Annotated in this window: 10 protein-coding genes, 1 other RNA gene and 1 pseudogene; 1 reads left to right on the plus strand and 11 read right to left on the minus strand. The window is 64.8% G+C overall.

From position 1 onward, the window contains the following. Positions 1 to 433: 433 nt before the first annotated feature. Positions 434 to 1,519 (minus strand): sialidase family protein, encoded by a 1,086-nt coding sequence (locus tag FFY45_RS00730; protein WP_176338959.1) that lies wholly within the window; start codon positions 1,517 to 1,519, stop codon positions 434 to 436. A gap of 391 nt (positions 1,520 to 1,910) precedes the next feature. Between FFY45_RS00730 and FFY45_RS00735 the strand changes: the two are divergent. Further along, positions 1,911 to 2,239 (plus strand): annotated as a pseudogene (locus tag FFY45_RS00735) (RebB family R body protein). 68 nt (positions 2,240 to 2,307) lie between these two features. On the opposite strand, the gene FFY45_RS00740 reads toward FFY45_RS00735, so the two are convergent. From FFY45_RS00740 to FFY45_RS00785, 10 genes are all read right to left on the minus strand, one after another. Beyond that, the gene (locus FFY45_RS00740) at positions 2,308 to 2,523 is read right to left on the minus strand and encodes a hypothetical protein (RefSeq protein WP_016904393.1); all 216 of its coding nucleotides are present in this window, start codon (positions 2,521 to 2,523) and stop codon (positions 2,308 to 2,310) included. 517 nt (positions 2,524 to 3,040) lie between these two features. After that, positions 3,041 to 3,116, minus strand: a non-coding RNA gene (locus tag FFY45_RS00745) — sX9 sRNA. Positions 3,117 to 3,197: 81 nt separating this feature from the next. Then, complete coding sequence (locus tag FFY45_RS00750) at positions 3,198 to 5,039, minus strand: glycoside hydrolase family 35 protein (protein WP_176338960.1); 1,842 nt, start codon at positions 5,037 to 5,039, stop codon at positions 3,198 to 3,200. Between the two features lie 49 nt (positions 5,040 to 5,088). Next, positions 5,089 to 7,434 carry a GH92 family glycosyl hydrolase gene (locus tag FFY45_RS00755; protein ID WP_176338961.1) on the minus strand — a complete coding sequence of 782 codons (2,346 nt, stop codon included), beginning with the start codon at positions 7,432 to 7,434 and terminating at the stop codon, positions 5,089 to 5,091. A gap of 115 nt (positions 7,435 to 7,549) precedes the next feature. Further along, the gene (locus FFY45_RS00760; RefSeq protein WP_176338962.1) at positions 7,550 to 9,013 is read right to left on the minus strand and encodes a glycoside hydrolase family 125 protein; all 1,464 of its coding nucleotides are present in this window, start codon (positions 9,011 to 9,013) and stop codon (positions 7,550 to 7,552) included. Positions 9,014 to 9,217: 204 nt separating this feature from the next. Then, positions 9,218 to 10,642 (minus strand): 6-phospho-beta-glucosidase, encoded by a 1,425-nt coding sequence (locus tag FFY45_RS00765; protein WP_176338963.1) that lies wholly within the window; start codon positions 10,640 to 10,642, stop codon positions 9,218 to 9,220. Beyond that, positions 10,639 to 11,556 (minus strand): carbohydrate kinase family protein, encoded by a 918-nt coding sequence (locus FFY45_RS00770; protein WP_176339091.1) that lies wholly within the window; start codon positions 11,554 to 11,556, stop codon positions 10,639 to 10,641. The genes FFY45_RS00765 and FFY45_RS00770 overlap by 4 nt, the downstream gene beginning before the upstream one ends. After that, positions 11,553 to 12,920 carry an APC family permease gene (locus FFY45_RS00775; RefSeq protein ID WP_176338964.1) on the minus strand — a complete coding sequence of 456 codons (1,368 nt, stop codon included), beginning with the start codon at positions 12,918 to 12,920 and terminating at the stop codon, positions 11,553 to 11,555. The genes FFY45_RS00770 and FFY45_RS00775 overlap by 4 nt, the downstream gene beginning before the upstream one ends. After that, positions 12,914 to 14,827: a beta-galactosidase gene (locus tag FFY45_RS00780; RefSeq protein WP_176338965.1), complete on the minus strand. Its 1,914-nt coding sequence runs from the start codon at positions 14,825 to 14,827 to the stop codon at positions 12,914 to 12,916. The genes FFY45_RS00775 and FFY45_RS00780 overlap by 7 nt, the downstream gene beginning before the upstream one ends. A 62-nt stretch (positions 14,828 to 14,889) precedes the next feature. After that, the gene (locus tag FFY45_RS00785) at positions 14,890 to 17,784 is read right to left on the minus strand and encodes a TonB-dependent receptor (RefSeq protein ID WP_217902410.1); all 2,895 of its coding nucleotides are present in this window, start codon (positions 17,782 to 17,784) and stop codon (positions 14,890 to 14,892) included. Between the last annotated feature and the right edge of the window lie 409 nt (positions 17,785 to 18,193).

Consider the following 18,193-nt stretch of genomic DNA (forward strand, 5'->3'; position numbering starts at 1 on the left):
AGGCTCTTACGCGGCATCCATGCCGCGTAAGGTCCCGCGACGGTGGGCGGGCAAGGACCATTCGAGATGGTCGGTGTGCACGGTCAAGAGCAGTGCGTGACGTGCATTTTGGATAATGGTGTGCCAATCCAAATGCCGATGCGCCTGGCACGAAAGCAGCTTTTCACGCGACCACCGACCAACTCCCTGGTGCGGTGCCCTCGCCGATTGCGGGACCGTGTGGCGGCATGGATGCCGCCACCGAGCCTACATGGACGTACTTGCGGCGTGTCCCGCGAGCGGTGAGGGCACCGCGCCCTCGACTAATTGAGCTTTTGACCGCATCTAAACAACGCTTCGATTCGAAATTTCGGTTGTATTGTGTCCTTCCTGCGTGTCCTGCGAGCAGTGAGGACACCGCGCCCTCGACCTATTCCTGACTATGCAGCAGTGGCTATGGCGTCGTGCTATCCGCGTTGCCGCCAAGTCGCGCCGGATCGATCACTACATGCTTGATGCGTTGACGTCTCCAGGTGTAGCTGATGTGCACCAGACCATCGCGGGTCTGGATCACGGCAGGATAGGAAAACTCGTCTTTTTCGCTGTTTTCCAGAGTCAGTACGCGCTGCCAGTGCACGCCATCAGTCGATAACGCGACCGCAAGCGTGCCGCGGCCGTCCCACCAGTCCTTGCCGGCGATGCCGGGGTTGTAGACCAGCAGGGCGCGGCCGTCGCGCAGCATCACGGCGTCGGTGCCGGAGTTGGGGTTTTCTACGTCCAGCAATTGCATCGGTTGCCAGTGCAGGCCGCCATCATTGGAGAACGTACTGAAAAGCTTGTTCTGCTGGCTTCGGCCCAATATCTGCACGCGGCCGTCTGCATGCAGCAACACGCTGGGTTGGATCGCGCCGATCACTGTCGGATCATTGAGCGGCATGCCGCGTTGCCAATGTGCGCCGTCGTCGTCGCTCCATTCCAGATGCGCGCGCCAGCCACGGTCTTCGCTGCTGCTGGGTGCGAGGATGCGGCCGTTCGGCAATTGCACCGGCTTGTTCTTGATCGGGCCGAGAATGCCGTTAGGCAGGCGCAGCGGTGGCGACCAGTGCGCACCGTCATCGGTCGATGTAATGCGCAGGCCCCACCAGTCGCGCGGATTCGGGCCGAGCTTGTAGTACAGCTGCACCGGCCCGGTGGAGGACTGAAACAGCACCGGATTCCAGGCCGGCAGTGCGGCGCCATCTACGCCTGCGTGCGTGCCGTCTGCGATGCGGCGCGGTGTTTGCCAGTGCTGCGGGCCGCGTTGGGCGAGCCAGATACCGACATCGGCCGCACCCTCGTGTGCGCCGCCGAACCAGGCCGCCAGCAGGGTGCCGTCGCGGGTTTCCAATAGTGTTGACGCGTGCGCCTGCGGCGTCGGTGCCGGGTCGGCGATGAACTCGCTGAGCACGATCGGTGAGGGCAGCGATGCCGGTGATTCGGCGTTGGCGGCGAAGCCCGCGAGGCTCGCAACAAGGCAGGTCAGCAGGCGTGACAGAGGCATCGTGGTCCAGTCCTGTGCGGATTTTAAAGATACCTATTTATCATCTATTAAATACCATGTGCTTTGGTCGTCGCGGGCGGCCGCGGTCGCCGACCACTGCGAGGACCTGCGATGTCATCACACCCGCTCTTCCCGTTGCGCTGGCTGGCCGCATTTGGCCTGACCGCCATCGCGCAGAACTTAGCTGCGCCTGCGCCTGCGATGTGCATTGCGTAGTGGTATCGCGGGGATTCATTCGCACGCGCGCAGGCCGTTATCGAGATGACACGGTGTGCGGTTGGCTGCTGCATGGTCGGCGTACCGCGCGTAGTAGGCAGGTGCGATCGGCTTTCAGTGCCGATGGGCCTGCAACAACGCGCAGCGCCGTGTATCTGTCCACTCAGGAGCGCGCATGGCTTTTCCAACCGCAGTCAACGATCAGATCACCGATGCCGTCACGCAGAGCAACGTCAAGGTGATCGGCGAAGCGCCCGCCATGGCGATGGGCAGATCTACCAGAGCATGGCCCAGTCGAGCGGGATTCTCTTCGCTAACGCGGTGGCCGCGCAGCAGCAACAAAACACGCTAGCGCAGGCCGCCACCAACCAGGGCGTGATGCAGATCTACAGTCTCGATGCCACCGCTACGGCGGCGGACGTCGAGAAGGTCGCGCAAGCGGGTGTCGCCGACAATCTGACCAGTCTGCTCACCGTGCTCAAGGCATTCAACGGCGGCAAGTAATGGCGATTGGCGACAGCTGCAGTGCTGTCGCCACTGTTGCTGTTGCTGACGCGAGCGCGTCGTCTCGCTCAGGCCGCGTCGTCGTCGCGCGCTTGCGGCGGCAGCAGGATCTGCGGTTGTTTGGCCGAGTGGGTCTGGCACAGGAACGTCATCAGGTGCGCCGCTTCGGTGCTGCCGATCGGCTGGCTGGGCGCGGGCTTGCTGTGGACGTGTTCGGCAAAGGCGTGCTGGGTCTGCTCCGGAACCGCGGAGACAGGGTCTTGCGTAACGGTGGACGACGACATGAAACGCTCCTGGAACTCACCAACCGACCGTCGCTCGATGGAACGACGGGAATGCGCCACTGCCTTCCACAACGGCGTGAGCCGGTGATCTTGCCTGGAATGCGATCGATCCGATACCGCACAGGTAGCAGACGCTGCGCAGGCAGTGGACGTCCAGATAGCGGCGGGCGCGCGGCAGTCTGAAGGCCCGTCAGTCCCAGAAGCGCTATTCGGGTTGCCTGGCAGTTGGTTTTACCGCCTGCCAGCTGGCACGCACCTCATCAGACACCCGCACAACGCGTACTGCTCTCAACCATGCACACCGACCATCTTGACTGGTCCTTGCCCGCCTACCGTCGCGGGACCTTATGCGGCATGGATGCCGCAGAAGAGCCTACACGGACGTACTTGCGGCGTGTCCTGCGATGGTGGGCGGGCAAGGACCCCGCAGCCAGGCCGCAGATCAGCCGCTCTGCAACCGACGCATCCACACCATCCAACCCTCCCAAGACAACCGAGATCTCACAGTCTTGAAAGTAGCCGACACAACGTAGCGAACCGTCGGCAGCTGGGGATGGACGGCGCACTTGGAGCGACATGTACAAGCAGTACATGCCGCACCGAGGATCTACCTAGATGTCGTTGACAACAGCCGCGCCCGCCTCACGGCCGAAAAGTAGTGTGGAGAGCTGCTCTTATTCCTTCGGCGTAATCCACACCTGCTGCTGCAGCCCGCGCACGCTGGGCTTGGCGATGCTGTCCAGATCGAACACCACCACGGCGTTGTCGCCCTGGCGCTGGAACGGCGCCGGGAAATACAGCGCACGTTGCGGGCCGATGGCCCAGTGGCGGCCGAGGTTGACGCCGTTGGCCCAGGTCACGCCCTTGCCGAAGGCGCGCATGTCCAGATAGGTATCGGTGGGTGTGCCGATGCGCAGGGTGCCGCGATGGAAGGCAGGGCCGTCGACGTGATTGCGGGTCCAGCCGCGCAGGCTGTCGGGCGAGCGCATCGGCAGCGGGAAGGCCTGCCAGCCGGTGAGTTGCCGGTTGTCCAGTAGCACCGGGTCGACCAGGCCGGCGCGGCCGTCGGCCATGCGTGGGCCGTAGTTGATGCGGCCGCTGTTTTCCACCAGCACATCGAGCGTGTGTTCGCCGGCCGGAATATCCACGTTGGTGGAGACCTGCTGCAGGCGACGTTCGACGCTGCCGACCGGCTTCTTGTCCAGATACACGCGTGCTACGTCGCGCACCTCGCCCAGGTACAGCGCGCCCTTGCGCGGGCCGGTGACGGTGGTGCGATAGAGGATGTAGCCGTAATCCTGGCCGAAGTGTTCCATCGGCTGCGGGGTGTCGATGGCGATCGGCGTGGGCAGGTTGTCCCATAGCGAGGCGGATTCGCGCAGTTGGGTTTCCGGCAGGGCGGCGATGGCGATCGGCGCCGGCAGCGCGGGCGGTTGCACGCCGGTAACGCGAGTGATGGCATCGCGCATCAATGCGAACTTGGGCGTGGGACGGCCGGCCTCGTCGAGGATGGCGTCGTAGTCGTAGCTGGTGGTTTGCGGCGCGTAATGGTCGCTGGGATTGCCCTGGAAATTGGCACCATTCATGAAACCGAAACTGGTGCCGCCGATGAACATGTAGAGATTGGCCGAATGGCCCTGGCGCAGGATCCACTCGAATTCTTCGGTCTGTTGCTTGGCATCGGTGCTGGCGTGCGGCTTGCCCCAGTGATCGAACCAGCCGGCCCAGTATTCGCCGACCATGCGCGGTTGGTCGGGGCGGAACTTGATCAGTTTGTCGAAGGCGCTCTTGGCTTCGCCCGGCGCGAAGTTCACCACCGCCAAGGTATCCGGCAAGGTGCCGTTGGCGAGCATGTCGGCGCCGTCTGAGGTGAACAGCAAGGCGTCGTCGAAGCCGGCCTTGACGTACATGGCGCGGTTGTCGGCCATGTAGGCATGGTCGTCGTCGTAGGAGCCGTATTCGTTCTCGACCTGCACGGCGATGATCGGCCCGCCGTTATGGTTAAGCAGCGGATGCACCTGTTTGGACACGGCATCCAGATAGGCCTGGCTGGCAGCGAGAAAGCGCGGGTCGCGGCTACGCACACGGATGTTGTCCTTGCCGAACAACCACGCGGGGTAGCCGCCGGCTTCCCACTCGGCGCAGGTGTAGGGGCCGGGGCGCAGGATCACGTTGAGGCCCTGCGCGGCGGCTTCGCGCACGAACGCGGCCACATCGTTGTTGCCGGCAAAATCGAACTGGCCTTGTTGCGGTTCGACCAGATTCCAGAACACGTAGGTCTCCACCGTGTTCAGGCCGAGTGCGCGTGCCTTCTGCAGGCGGTCCTTCCAGTATTCGCGCGGAATGCGCTGGAAATGGATGGCGCCGGAGAGAATCTGATACGGCTTGCCGTCGCGCACGAACTGCGTGCCTTGGGTGCCGAAGCTGGGCCAGGTGTCGGTAGTAGCGGCAATCGCGGTGACGGGAAGTGCGAACGCGAGGGCCAGAACGAGCGGTGCAAGGGTGGTGCGCAACATGGGCGATTCTCTGCGGAAACGAGTGACTTGTAACGAGTAAGAACGAGCATCAACCAAACGAAGGCGGCAGATCCTGCTTGTTCGCGCCGAAGGCCTTGTTCGGCTTGGCGCCCATGCTGAATTCCAGCGTGCCGCCAGCCGCCAGATCGGCATGGCGCATCCAGCTGCGGTTGATCGGTTTGCCGTTCCAGGTCAGCGATTGCACGTACACGTTTTGCGCGCTACTGTTGTTGGCCACGATGCGCAAGGTGCGGCCGTTGCCGACATGCAGTTCTGCACGCTTGAACAGCGGGCTGCCGAGGATGTAGTTGCCGCTGACCGGATCCACCGCATACAACCCCAGCGCACTGAGCACGAACCATGCGCTCATCTGCCCGCAATCCTCATTGCCGGACAGGCCATTGCGCGCGTCGTGGTATTGCTCGCGCAGCAGCCGGCGCACCATCGCCTGGGTCTTGTACGGCTGGCCGGCGTAGGCAAAGAGATACGCGACGTGATGGCTTGGCTCGTTGCCGTGCGCGTACTGGCCGACCAGACCATCGATATCCGGCGGTGCATCGGCAGGCAGTTCGGAGCTGGTGGAAAACAACTCGTCGAGTTTGGCGACGAAGCCGTCGCGGCCGCCGTACAGGTCCATATAGCCGTACAGATCGTGCTGGTTGAGGAAGGTGGCCTGCCAGGCATTGGATTCGGTGAAGTCGCGCCATTGGGTGAGGTGGCCCATGCCGCGCGGGTCGAACGGTGTGGCCCAGCTGCCGTCTTCCAGCCGCGCCTGCACGAAGCCACTGTCGCGATTGAACACGTTGCGGTAATTGCGCGAGCGCTCGCGCAGGACGCGTGCATCGTCGGTGGCACCGGCGGCCTGCGCCAGATGCGCACAGGCCCAATCGTCGTAGGCGTATTCCAGCGTGCGGCTGACCGCTTCGTCTACCTTGTCGGCGGGGATGTAACCGAGCTTGCGGTAATAGGCCAGGCCGTGGGTGGTGTCGTCCATCGCGCGCTTGCGGTACGCCGGCCAGGCGGCGGTGTAGTCGATGCCGGTAAAGCCCTTGGCATGCGCTTCGGCCAGCACCACCGCCGAGTGGTAGCCGATCATGCAGCCGGTTTCCACGCCTTGCAGCGGCCAGATGCCCACGCCGTCCGGGCATTCGTTGGCGCCGCGCACCAGGCATTGCACCAGGTCCGGCACGCGCTCGGGCTGCACCAGCGTGAGCAGCGGGTGCGCGGCGCGATAGGTGTCCCACAGCGAGTAGGTGCTGTAGTTGTGATAGCCCTTGGGCGCAGTGTGGATCTGCAGATCCATGCCGCGGTAACGGCCATCCACGTCGCTGAAGAGGGTGGGTGCGAGCAGGCTGTGATACAGGCCGGTGTAGAAGATGCGCCGCTGCGACTCGTCGTCGCTGTCGATACGGACGCGTGCGAGTTCTTTTTCCCAGGCGGCCACGGCTTGCGCGTGCACGCGGGCGAAGTCGAAGTCCGGCAGTTCGGCATCCAGATTGGCCAGCGCGTTGTCGGCGCTCACCGCCGAGATGCCGACCTTGATCAGCAGCGGTGCGTCGCCTGCATCCGGGTAATGCAGTGCGGCCTTGAGATGCACGCCATCGGCGCTGCGCGTGCCTGCGGCCAGCGGCTGGTCTTCGTTGTACAGCTGCACCTGTTTGAACGGCCGCGACAGGCGCATGGCGAAATAGATGTAGCGCCCCTGCGCCCACTGGTAGACGCGCCGGCCACCGGTGAGGGTGCGTTCGTCGACCACGCGCAGCTGTGCGTCGGTGATGCGGGTGGGGATGCCGGGTTTGTCCTGCATGCCATGGCACAGGTCCAGCAGCACGTGCGCCGGCTTGCCCTTGGGGAAGTGATAGCGATGCAGGCCGGTGCGCGCGGTGGCGGTGAGTTCGGCATGCACGCCGCTGTCCTTGAGCCGAACGCGGTAGTAACCGGGCGAGGCGGCTTCGTCGCTGTGGTCGTAGCGCGAGCGGTAGCCGCTGTCTGGTGCGTCGAGCGCGCCGGGCACCAGCTTCACCTCGCCGGTGGCGGGCACCAGCAGAAAGTCCAGCATGTCGCCGATGCCGGTGCCGGACAGATGCGTGTGCGAAAAGCCCATGATCGAGCCGTCGGACTCGTGATAGCCGGAGCACGAATCCCACACGGCGTTGTAGGTGTCCGGACTCAGTTGCACCATGCCGAACGGCAGCGTCGCGCCGGGGAAGGTGTGGCCGTGGCCGCCGGTGCCGATGAAGACATCGACATGGCGGATGAGGTCGGCGCGGGTGCGCGCATCGGCTGGGAGTGCGTAGTTGCCGGCGCGTGCGCGGGCGAGGCCTGTTGCCATAGCACCGCTACCGAACAGTGCCGCTGCGATGGCGCCTTGGAGAAAACTGCGTCGTGTTGCCATGTGGTGTGGTCTCTGATGTCACGAGGTGGGTGCGCCGTACCCTCATCCGCCCTTCGGGCACCTTCTCCCGGCGGGAGAAGGGAAGCGTCGAACGCTGTGCCCTTCCGGTGGGGAATCAGGCGCTGCGCAGCAGCTGTGGTTTGCGTTGGTGCAGATCGATGATTAGTTCGCCGAACAAGGTGTTGGCCCAGGCGAACCAGTCGCGGGTGAAGGTGCTCGGGTTGTCCTTGTCGAAGGCTTCGTGCATGAAGCCGGTGCCGGCATGGGTGGTTTTGAGCCACTGCAGGCACTGGCGCAGTTGTGCGTCGTCGTCGCTGACCAGCGCGTACTGGATGATCGACATCGGCCAGATCGTGCCCATGCCGCTGTGCGGGCTGCCGACGCCTTCGGCCGCCGTGCCGCGCGAGAAATACGGGTTGCGTTCGCTCCAGGCCAGCTGGCGGGTGCGCAGGAACACCGGGTCGGCGCGGTCGCAGCAGCCCAGGTAGGCCAGGCTGAGCAGGCCGGGGGCGTTGGCGTCGTCGATGAACAACTGGTTGCCGTAACCGTCCACTTCGAATGCCCAGTACGCCTGCCCATCGGCGTCGCGTTGCTGACCGAAGGTGCGTGTCGCCGCTTCCACTTCATCGGCCAGTCCGGTGCAGTCGGCGGCAAACTCGGTATCGCGGTGCAAGGCCGTGCTCATCGTCGCCAGCTGACGCAGCGAGGCTACCGCGAACAGGTTGGCCGGCACGAACAGCGGATACACGCAGGCATCGTCGGAGGGGCGGAACATAGAGTGGATCATGCCGTTGGGTTTGGTCGGCTGGCCGTAGCCTTCCAGCACCAGGGTTTCGGTCGCCAGCGGCGAGGGCCGCTGGAACACGTACGGGCCGCGATTCTCTTTGCGCTGCTGCTCGCGGAAGGTCTTGACCACCACGTGCATGGCCGCGCGCCAGTCGTCGTCGAACGGTGCGCTATCGCCGGTGGCGCGCCAGTATTCGTGAGCGATGCGGATCGGGTAGCACAGCGAATCGATTTCCCACTTGCGCTCGCCCACACCGGGCTTCATCTCGGTGATGTCGTTGAGCGACCACTTCAGGCGCTGGGTCTGGCCATCGGGCAGGAAGGCATTGGCATACGGGTCGAGCCGGATGCAGGCGGCCTGGCGCTGGATCAGGCCATGGAACATGCGCCGCAACGCGGGGTCGCGCCTGGCCAGCGGCACATACGGGTGCACCTGCGCGGAGGAATCGCGCAGCCACATCGCGTGGATGTCGCCGGTGATGACGAAGGTATCCGGCTTGCCGTTGCGGGTGCCGGTTTCCACCGTAGTGTCTAGCGTGTTGGGGTAGCAGTTCTCGAACAGCCAGGCCAGTTCGGGATCGGCGATGCGCGACTTGATCTGCACGATCTGTTGCTCGACCGCCTTGCTGACAAAGCGCCGCTGCGCCTTGGGCGGGCGCTTGCTGACGAACGCGCTGGCGGCACTGGATGCGCCGGTAGCGGGCGCGGCCGCGAAGGCGGGCAGCGCGGTGGCCAGCAGGCCGGCGCCCGCGCTGGCGCCCAGCAACTGAAGGATGTCGCGGCGGGTGTGCATGACCTGGAGGCTCCTTGGATTCTGCAAGCGGTCTGCACAGCGGCACCTCCGCATCAGCGGCGTGGCACGCCGGACCGACGATGAGACCTATGCAGGACCAATTCCCGATGACCATACAACGTGTGCGCCGAATGTGCATAGTGCGTTCGCACAATTCGGCGCCGTACGCGTGGGTTGCGGCCAACAGCCGACACGGCTCCCTCATCAACCAGCCGCCTGCGCACGCCAATGTGCCGGCCCCGCGCAGTGGCCATCGTCGTGCTCATGCCCGAACAGCTCCTCCAGCATGCGCCGCGACGGGCTCCACTCGCCGATCGCCGGGTGGATCAGCATCGCCTTGCAGGCGTCCAGATGGCTGCCGCTGAGCGCGGCCTCGATCGCGGCGTGTTCGTAGGCCTTGAACGAACGTACCAGGCCCTGCACCGCGCTGGGCAGCGGTGCGGCCGGGATCGGCACGATGCGGTCGTGGTCGATGTCGGAGGCGATCTCCACGATGTCGTCGTCGGCCAGCTCGGCCATCGCGCCCTGGTTGCGCACGTTGACCACGTGCCGGCTGGGTCGGGCGCCGGTCAGCGCGCTCATCACGTCCACGGCGATGCGGTGATAGCCGGTGCTGGCGCGGAACGGGTCCGGCTGCGGCGCCAGGTCGGGCGCGAAGGCCGAGCCGGCCTCGGCCTCCAGCTTCATGTACGAGCCGGAGCGCTGTGCCAGATAGGCCGCATAGGTCTGCACCGCACCGGTGGTGTCGCCGGCCTCCAGGCGGCTGCGCAGGTCGGCGATCAGGCTGCGGTTGAGCCGCTCGATCTCGCCACCGCGGCTGGCTCCGCTGGCGCGCTGGTTGTCCAGGGCGCGGCGGCGTTCGTAGAAGAAATACAGGTACTCGGTGGGGATCAAGCGCAGCGCACGCAGCATGTCGAAGTCGAACAACGGCGCCAGGTACAGCTGCCGCAGGATGGCGTCGTCGGCGAGCACGCGGTCGATGATGTCTACCCCGCGCAGGCGCACCGCGCGGATCCAGCCCAGGTGGTTGAGGCCGACGTATTCGCATTCCACATCGGCCGCCGGCTCGCCGAGTGCGCGCGCGATGTTGTGGAACAGCTCCACCGGCGTGTCGCAGATGCCGACCACGCGGGCGCGGGTGTGGGCGCTGATGGCCTGGGTGATCAGCCCGGCCGGGTTGGTGAAGCTGACCAGCCAGGCATCCGGGCTCAGGCGCTCGATCATGCGCGCCTGTTCGATCGCCACCGGCACCGTGCGCAAGGCCTTAGCCACGCCGCCGGGGCCGGTGGTTTCCTGGCCTGAATAACCGTGGCGGATGATGGTCTGTTCGTCGGAGGCGCGCTGCGCGATGCCACCGACACGAATGCTGTTGAGCACGAAATGCGCGCCTTCGATCGCCGCTTCCAGCGATGGCGCGGCGTGCACCTGCAACGCGCCGCCGGACTCGGCGACGATGGCGCGGCCCATCGCCACCATCAGCGCCAGGCGCTCCTGGTCGGGGTCGTACAGCACGATCTCGCGCGCGCCCAGCGCTTCGGCGGCTTCGTTGACGCCGTACACCACCAACGGTGTGCGCACGCCGCCGCCGCCGATCAGGGTCAGTTTGCGATTGTCGACAGAACTACTCATGGAACGTCCTCGTGTGTGGGGGGAGAGAGTTGAAACAGACCGTCCAGCGCGCCGAGCGCGCTGCAGCACGCCGCGCCGCTACGACAGCCTTGCTGTGCGCAGGCATCCAGCGGCTGGCCGTGCATGTACGCAGCGATGAAGCCGGCATCGAAGGCGTCGCCGGCGCCGGTGGTGTCGCGCACCTGCACGGCGGGGGCGGCGATCAGGCGCGCGCCTGCGTCATCGACGACCATCGCGCCGGCGCCGCCGAGCTTGATCACCGCCTGGCGCAGGCCGAGCGTGCGCGCCCAGGCCAGGCAGGCATCGGCGCCGTCGCCGCAGCCCATCAGTGCGGTTTCTTTCTGGTTGGGCAGGAACCAGCTCACCGCGCGGCAGGTAGCGTGGTTGGCCGGATCGGTGAGCCATGCCGGGCTGAAGCCGACGTCGAGTGAGGTGGTGCAGCCGGCGCGTGCCAACAGCGGCAATAACGTGGCTGCCAATGTGGCCGGCAACGGCATCGCGAAGTGCACATGCGTGGCTGCGGACAGTGTGTCGATGATGTCTTCGCGCAGTAGCAGCGCGCTCAACTCGGCGTTGGCGCCGATATAGGTGAAGAACGAACGATCATCATGCAGCGACACGCTGGTGGTCACGCCAGTGCCGGCAGTCGAGTCGATCAAACCATCGGCCGAGACACCGAACTCGCCCAAACGCTGTTCGAACAACCCGCGGTCCTGCGCACCGATCGCGCCGATCACGCGCACGTTGCAACTCAGCTGCGCCAACGCGCAGGCGGTGATGATGGTGCCGCCGCCTAGCTCCCGCGTGTAATGGCGCGCAAGCGCTTCTTCGCCCGGTGCCGGCCAGCGTTCGAAGCCGCTGAAGATATGGTCCAGATAGACCTCGCCGACCACCACGAGTTGCGCGGCGCTCATTGCAGCTGGAACGGCCATGCGCGCTGCCTCCGTGCCTGGATCAGATACAAGGCGCTGCCCACGCACAGCGCCACCACGGCGGCGAGCAGGCGCCGTCCCGGGCTGGTCGCCAGCAGATACAGCCAGCCGAACACGCTGATCAACAGCGGCCACGGATACAGCGGCATCGCAAAGGCCCGCCGACGTCGCTTGCGTCGCAGCAGCACCACCGCCAGGCATTGCGCCAGAAACTGGAACAGGATCTGGATGATCATCAAGGTGGCGATCAGATCGTCCAGCGACAGCAGGCAGGCCAGCGCCGAGGTCGCACCGACGAACAGCAGCGACACGGTGGGAAACCCGCCGCGCGGATGCAGCCGTGCAAACACGCCGAAGAACTGCCCGGCCGCCGCGGCCGCGTACGGCACCCGCGAGTAGCCCAACTGCACCACCAGCGCCGAGCCCCAACTGGCCAGCACGATCAGCGCCACCGCCACGGTGCTGCCGATGGGCCCGTAGATGGCCTGCATGAAGTCGGCCATCACCGCTTTGGATTGTGCTGCCTGCTGCCAGGGCAGCACACCGAGCAAGGTGATGTTGAGGCCCAGGTACAGCAGCGCCACGATCGGGATCGAGATCAGCACCGCGCGCGGAATCGTGCGCCGCGGCTTGCGGATTTCCCCGCCCAGCATGCACACGTTGTTGTAGCCGCCGTAGTCGTAGACCGCGATCAACGCCACCGCACCGAAGCCCAACCAGAATCCATGCGGCGAAGCGGGGCGTGCGTGCAAGAACGCCGATGCAATGCCGAAGTCGAAATGCAGCACGCCGCTGAGAATGATCCACACGCAGGCGCCGATCACCACCGCACTGACCAGCAGCGACAGCACTTGCACCGAGCGCACCTTGCGATACAGCAGCAGCGTGTTGAAGGCGCACAGCGCCATCGCGATCGCGGTGAGCTGGGCATGGCCCAGCCCCGGCATCAGGAACGCCAGGTATTGCACGCAGCCCACCGCCGCAGAACCCACTGACAGCGGTGCGGTCAGCAGCGTCTGCCACAGATACAAAAAGCCGAACAAGCGCCCCCAGCGTTCGCGGCCGTAGGCCTCGCGCAGATAGTGGTACGGCCCGCCCGAGCGCGGAATCGCCGCGCCCAGTTCGGCCCACACCAACCCGTCGCACAGACACAACAGCGCGCCTGCGACCCAACCGACCAACACCGCCGGCCCGGCCAGTGCCGACAACGCCAGCGGAATGGTGATGAAAGGTCCGATGCCGATCATGTTGAGCAGGTTGGCCGACAGCGCGCTCCAGAAACCGAGCGTGCGCGGTGGTGCCGATGCCTGCGTGGTCGATGGCAACACGGTGGGTGCGGTCAACATGCGTGGTGCTCTGCGTGCGCGACTGCCGCTGAGTTGGTCGCAATGCGTGTCGATGTCAGCCCATCTGCGCAGTGAATCGCGGTGGGTTGCAGTTGATGCAGATCCAGCACCAGCACTGTGTTGTTGCCCTGCTTCAACCACGCGCCCGGGCAGAACAGACATTGCTGCGGGCCGATCTCCCAGTAACGCCCCAGCAGCCGTCCGTTGATCCACAGATAGCCTTTGCGCCATTGGCTCATGTCGAGGTAGATGTCGCCGACTGTTTCCAGCGCGATGTCGGCCGCGAAGAACAGGCCGGGTCGTGTGGGTGGTGCTTGCAGCGGGCGTAGCGTGGGCGCGTTGTCGCCATCCAGTGGCAAGCCATGTACCTGCCAGTCACGCAGCTCGTTACCGTCGAGCCGTACAGGGCCGAGCAATCCCTTGGCATCGCCCAGGGTCGGGCCGAAATTGATATGCCCGAAGCTATCGACCAAAACGTCCAATGTGCGTTCATCGGACGTGGCCTTGGGGAGTGATACCTGCGGCGCGCTGTTGAGGCGCGCGTGCTGCATGCGCGAGACATACCCGATCTCCTCACCGTCGAGGTGCACCGTCGCGTAGTCGTGCACCTTGCCAAGATCCAGCTGCATACCGGCCGCGATGTGGCGCCGGTACACCACCAGCCCCAGGTTCTGCTTGAGCAGGGTCTGGTTGTCGGTGGGTCGCTCGGTGTGTACAGGGCCTGTGCTCAGGTTGTCCCAAAGCGTGGCGACCGGGCGTGCAAAGACCGATGCAAAGCGCGTGCGCGCTGGTGCGTCCGGGATCGCTGGCAGCGCAGTGCTGCTGTGCTGGGCGATGATCTTGCGCAGCGCCATGTACGCAGGCGTGGCGCGGCCGCCTTCGTCGATCGGTGCGCTGTAGTCGTAGCTGGTCAGTGCGGGCTGGAAGTGAGAGCCGTCGTCGTCGGCATTGGCACCGGCGCTCAAACCGAAATTGCTGCCGCCGTGCACCACATAGAGATTGAACGAGTATCCGGCGGCCATCAGCTGTTGCAGCATCGGCGCGTAATCGCGCTGCGCAAACGCGTCTTCGCCCCAGTGTGTCAGCCAACCGGGATAACCTTCAGCCACCCACACCGGCGCATCGCCTGTGATCTGTTTTGCTTCCTGCAGTTCAGCCAGATCGGCGCCATCCAGTCCCAGCGCGGCGCCGGGCAGATAGGCCTTGCGCCGCCGCAGATCCTTCATGCCTTCGGCCAATGAGAATGGACCATCGATACCGTGCTGGCGCCACAGTGCCTCCAACGCCTGCAGATAGCCCACATCGCTGCCCTGCATGCTGTATTCGTTCTCGATCTGCAGCATCAGCACCGGTCCGCCGGCACTGGCCATCAATGGCGCAATGCGCGGCGCGATGGCGGCGATATAGCGCTGCACTGCCGCCATGTAGCGCGCATCGTTGCCGTCGCGCAGGCGCATGCCCGGCTCGCGCAGCAGATACGGCGGCAGCCCGCCCAGCGTCCACTCGGCACACACGTACGGGCCGGGTCGCAGATACACCCACAGCCCTTCCTGTTGGCAGAGCCGGATGAACGCGACAAAGTTGCGTTCGCCGGTGTCGAAATCGAACTGCCCGGGCTCACGTTCGTAAGCATTCCACATCAGATACAGCGCGATGGTGTTCAAGCCCATTGCCTTGGCCATGCGGATGCGCTGCAGCCAATCCGCACGGGCAATGCGCAGCGGATGCATCTCGCCGCTGCGCAACTGCCACGGTTGCTGATCCAGCACGAACTGGCCACGCTCGAATCCAAACGTATGCGGCCGGCCATCCGGCAGTGGTGCATGCAGCGACGACAGCACCGCCGGCGCGGCCGCCAGGCCGAACGGTGCGAGCAGGCCGAACGTACACAGGCTTCTGCGTTTCATCGTCTCTCCAACCAGGGTGAGCAACTGTCGAACTGCACTGCAGTGCGCAGTGCGGCCTGCTGCTAGAACGCGTACTTGACCGTGAACAACGCAGTGCTGCCGGCATCGACGATGTCGGAGATCGCCAGATTGTTGCGACCCACATGCGCCCAGTAGCTGTATTCCTTGGTCAGGTTGGAGATCGACAGATCCATGCTCACGCCGTTGTCGAAGCGGTAGCCGGTGTGCAGATCCACGCGCCGGGTCGGGCGCGCCCACAGGTCGTTCCACGGCGCGCCTTCGTGCAGAAAGTCGTAGCCCAGCAGGTACGAACTGCTGAAGTGGTAGCTCAGGTTCAACGAGAACCCGTTGTGTTCGTAGAACAGCTCCAGGTTGGCCATCGCCGACGGCGCCGACTGCATGTGCTCATTGTCGAAGCCGTCCAGCCCCAGGTCTGCACGCGCATGCTGGCGGGTGGCGTTGGCGTTGGCGCTGACGCCCAGGCCGTCGAAGGGTGCGGGCAAATCCTGGAACTTCTGCCGCGCACTGAGTTCCACTCCGTAGATCTTGCCGTCGCCGCCATTGGTGGGCATGTGGTACAGCACCGTGCCGCTGCCGCTGGTGTTGCCATTGGCCTGGGCCGATCCCGCATCGTAGATGTAGTTGCGTAGTTGCTTGTAGAAACCGGCCAGGGAGAAGAACCCGCCTCGTTCGGTGGACCATTCGCCGGACAGATCCAGGTTGGTGGATTCGATCGGCTTGAGATCGGGATTGCCTTGCGTGATGGTGGTGACGCCGTTGGAAATGTCGATCTGGCTGCCGCCGCCCAGTTGCACGAAGGCCGGGCGCGTGTAGCTGGTCCACAACGATGCGCGATATGCGGTGCGCAGGTCCGGCCGCCAGGTCAGGAACACGCTGGGAAGCGGTTCGTTGTAGGAAGTGCTGTTGTGATCGAAGTAGCCCACGATCTCGTTGCCGTCCGCATCCACCGGGCTCACCCAGAAGGTGTTGTCGATGCCAGTGTGTTCGAAACGCACACCCGGCACGATATCCAGGTTGCCCATGCTGAAGGTGGCAGTGGCATAGGCGGCGCTGACCGCCTCGGTGCCGCGCATGGTGTTGCAGTTGTAGTTGTTGACGTAGAACGCGCTGCCGCAGGTGTCCAGGTCATCGTCGGTGAGGTGCTGGGCGATCACACCGGCCACCGCCGCTTCGCTCACGCGCGGCGTATTCCAGTCGTATTTACCGGGGAAAATCGAGGCATAGGTACCGGTGAAGATACCCAGATCGCCCAGCGTGGTGGTGCCGTCCACGCCGCCGGTATACCAGTCGCGATTGGTGTAGCGGCGGCTGCTCTTGCTGTACTTCACCCCAAACTGCACTGACCGCAGCGCGCCATCTTCGAAGTCGTAGCGGGTGTCGAAACGCGCGCCGCCTTTTTTCTGGCCGGAGTAGATCTTGGTCTGCTCGCCATAGCTGCTGGCAAACAACGAGGGGATGTTGTTGACCTGTGCCAGCAGTGCAGGCGTGAGCTGTGGATACGGGAATGCACCGCCGCCATAGCGCACGAAGCTGTTGCCGGAATAGGCGTAGTTATCCTGGGTGAATTTATCTTCGCGCCCGTCGATTTCCACATGGTCGGGTCGGTCGTTGTTGCCGAAGCTGTAGAACAGGTTTGGCATGAAGGTCCAACCGCCTGCGGTCTTTTTTGCACCGATCTGGAAGGTGGCCAGGTCGGCGATTTCCGGGTTGGTCTCGTACCAGAAGCGCGAGGCGATGCGGCCGATGTTTGGCGTAAACACGCCAGGCGTACCGGTCGGCACGTAGCTCACATCCTGCGGCAGCAACTGCACGAAGGTGGTGCCTTGCTCGGTCTTGGCATAGGCATAGGTCATGCGCGCGTACAGCAACAGGCTATCGTCCACATGCCAATCGAACGAGGCATTGCCGCCATAGCGGCGCTCCCAACCGGCGGCGATGCCCACATTCATGCCGGTACTGGTGAGGTTGTGCTGCGGATCGAAACCGGCGGCGTTGCGCCCTTCGGCATCGGTGTTCAAATATTCCCACGAGCCATCGTTGAGCGCGCTAGTGGCGGCGGCCACCTCGCTGTTGGTGGTGGTGCGGTAGTCGTAGTACGCGCTGGCGTACACGCCGAACTGTTGCGCCTCACCAAACTTGTGCTGGAACTCGCCGCCGAAGCCGCCGCCCAGGCCGTCGCCGCCGTAATCGCGCGCACGGCTTTCCACCCGGCCGCTGCCGGTGATGCTGCCGCTGGTGGTGTCCTTGTAGTCGTAGGCGGTGGGCGTGCGGAAATCCAGCGTGCCGCCGATCGCATCGCCGTTCATGTCGGCGGTGGAGGTCTTGTTGGCGACGATGGTCTGCAGGCCGCTTGGCGGCAACAGGCTGAGCTGCACGCTGCGGCTGTACGGCATGCCTTGCGCCACGGTGACGCCGTCGATCATGTTGACGTTGTATTCGGAGGGCAGCCCGCGCACCGAGGCGAACATGCCTTCGCCGCGCGCTGCACCATCGATACCGCCGAAGTAGCCCGAGCCGGTGCTGGTGATGTTGATGCCGGCGATCAGGCCGAGCGCTTCGGCCACGTTGTGCACGGCGGTGCGTTGCAGATCGTTGGCCGACAGCACGTCCACCGTGTTGGCGGCGTTGATCTTCAGGTCGCTGGCGTCGTAGCGGTTGCTCACCACGCTGACTGCCTTTAGTTGCTTGACCTCCTCCAGCGCGATGGCCACCGATGCGGTGCCGCTGTCGCCGACCTGGATACTGGTTTCGGCGGCGCTGAAGCCGGGGTAGTCCAGATTCAATGCGTATTGCCCGGCCGGCACATCGTGGATGACGAAGTGCCCGCGTGCATCGGCGACCGCGCTGTACGGCGTGCCGGCGATGCGCACCTTGGCATTGGCGGCGGGTTTGCCGCTGCTGCTTTCTGTGAGGTTTCCCTCCACGGTGCCGGCCATTGCGGCCGCGGCCGAGGCCATGCCGGTCACGGTCAGGATTGCCACGATCCATTGCTTGCCGTTCGTACGCTCACGTTTTTCCACGTGCCACCTCGCCAGATGCTGGGCAACGTTGCCGACGGCAACGCCCTCTCGATGCCTTGCTCTTGGGCAGACGGTCTGCACGGCGATGCGCGCGTACGGCATGGCACATCACGCGATCAACGCGTGTGCGAGTTGCCGAACGGGATTGGCGCCGGAGCGTCTGCCAGCTTGGACAGCTATGCAGGCGTCAGTGGCGAGGCGGGGAGTACCCGGCAATGCACTTGGAGCGCGAGCGCATCGCGCTCAATTTGTAATGCTTGGTCATGACGGCTGCACCAGCGTGACGGCAGCGTGGCATGCGTGAGTGCGATGCACTGCAAGAGCT

The organism is Xanthomonas hortorum, assembly GCF_011305375.1.
Classification (GTDB): domain Bacteria; phylum Pseudomonadota; class Gammaproteobacteria; order Xanthomonadales; family Xanthomonadaceae; genus Xanthomonas; species Xanthomonas hortorum_E.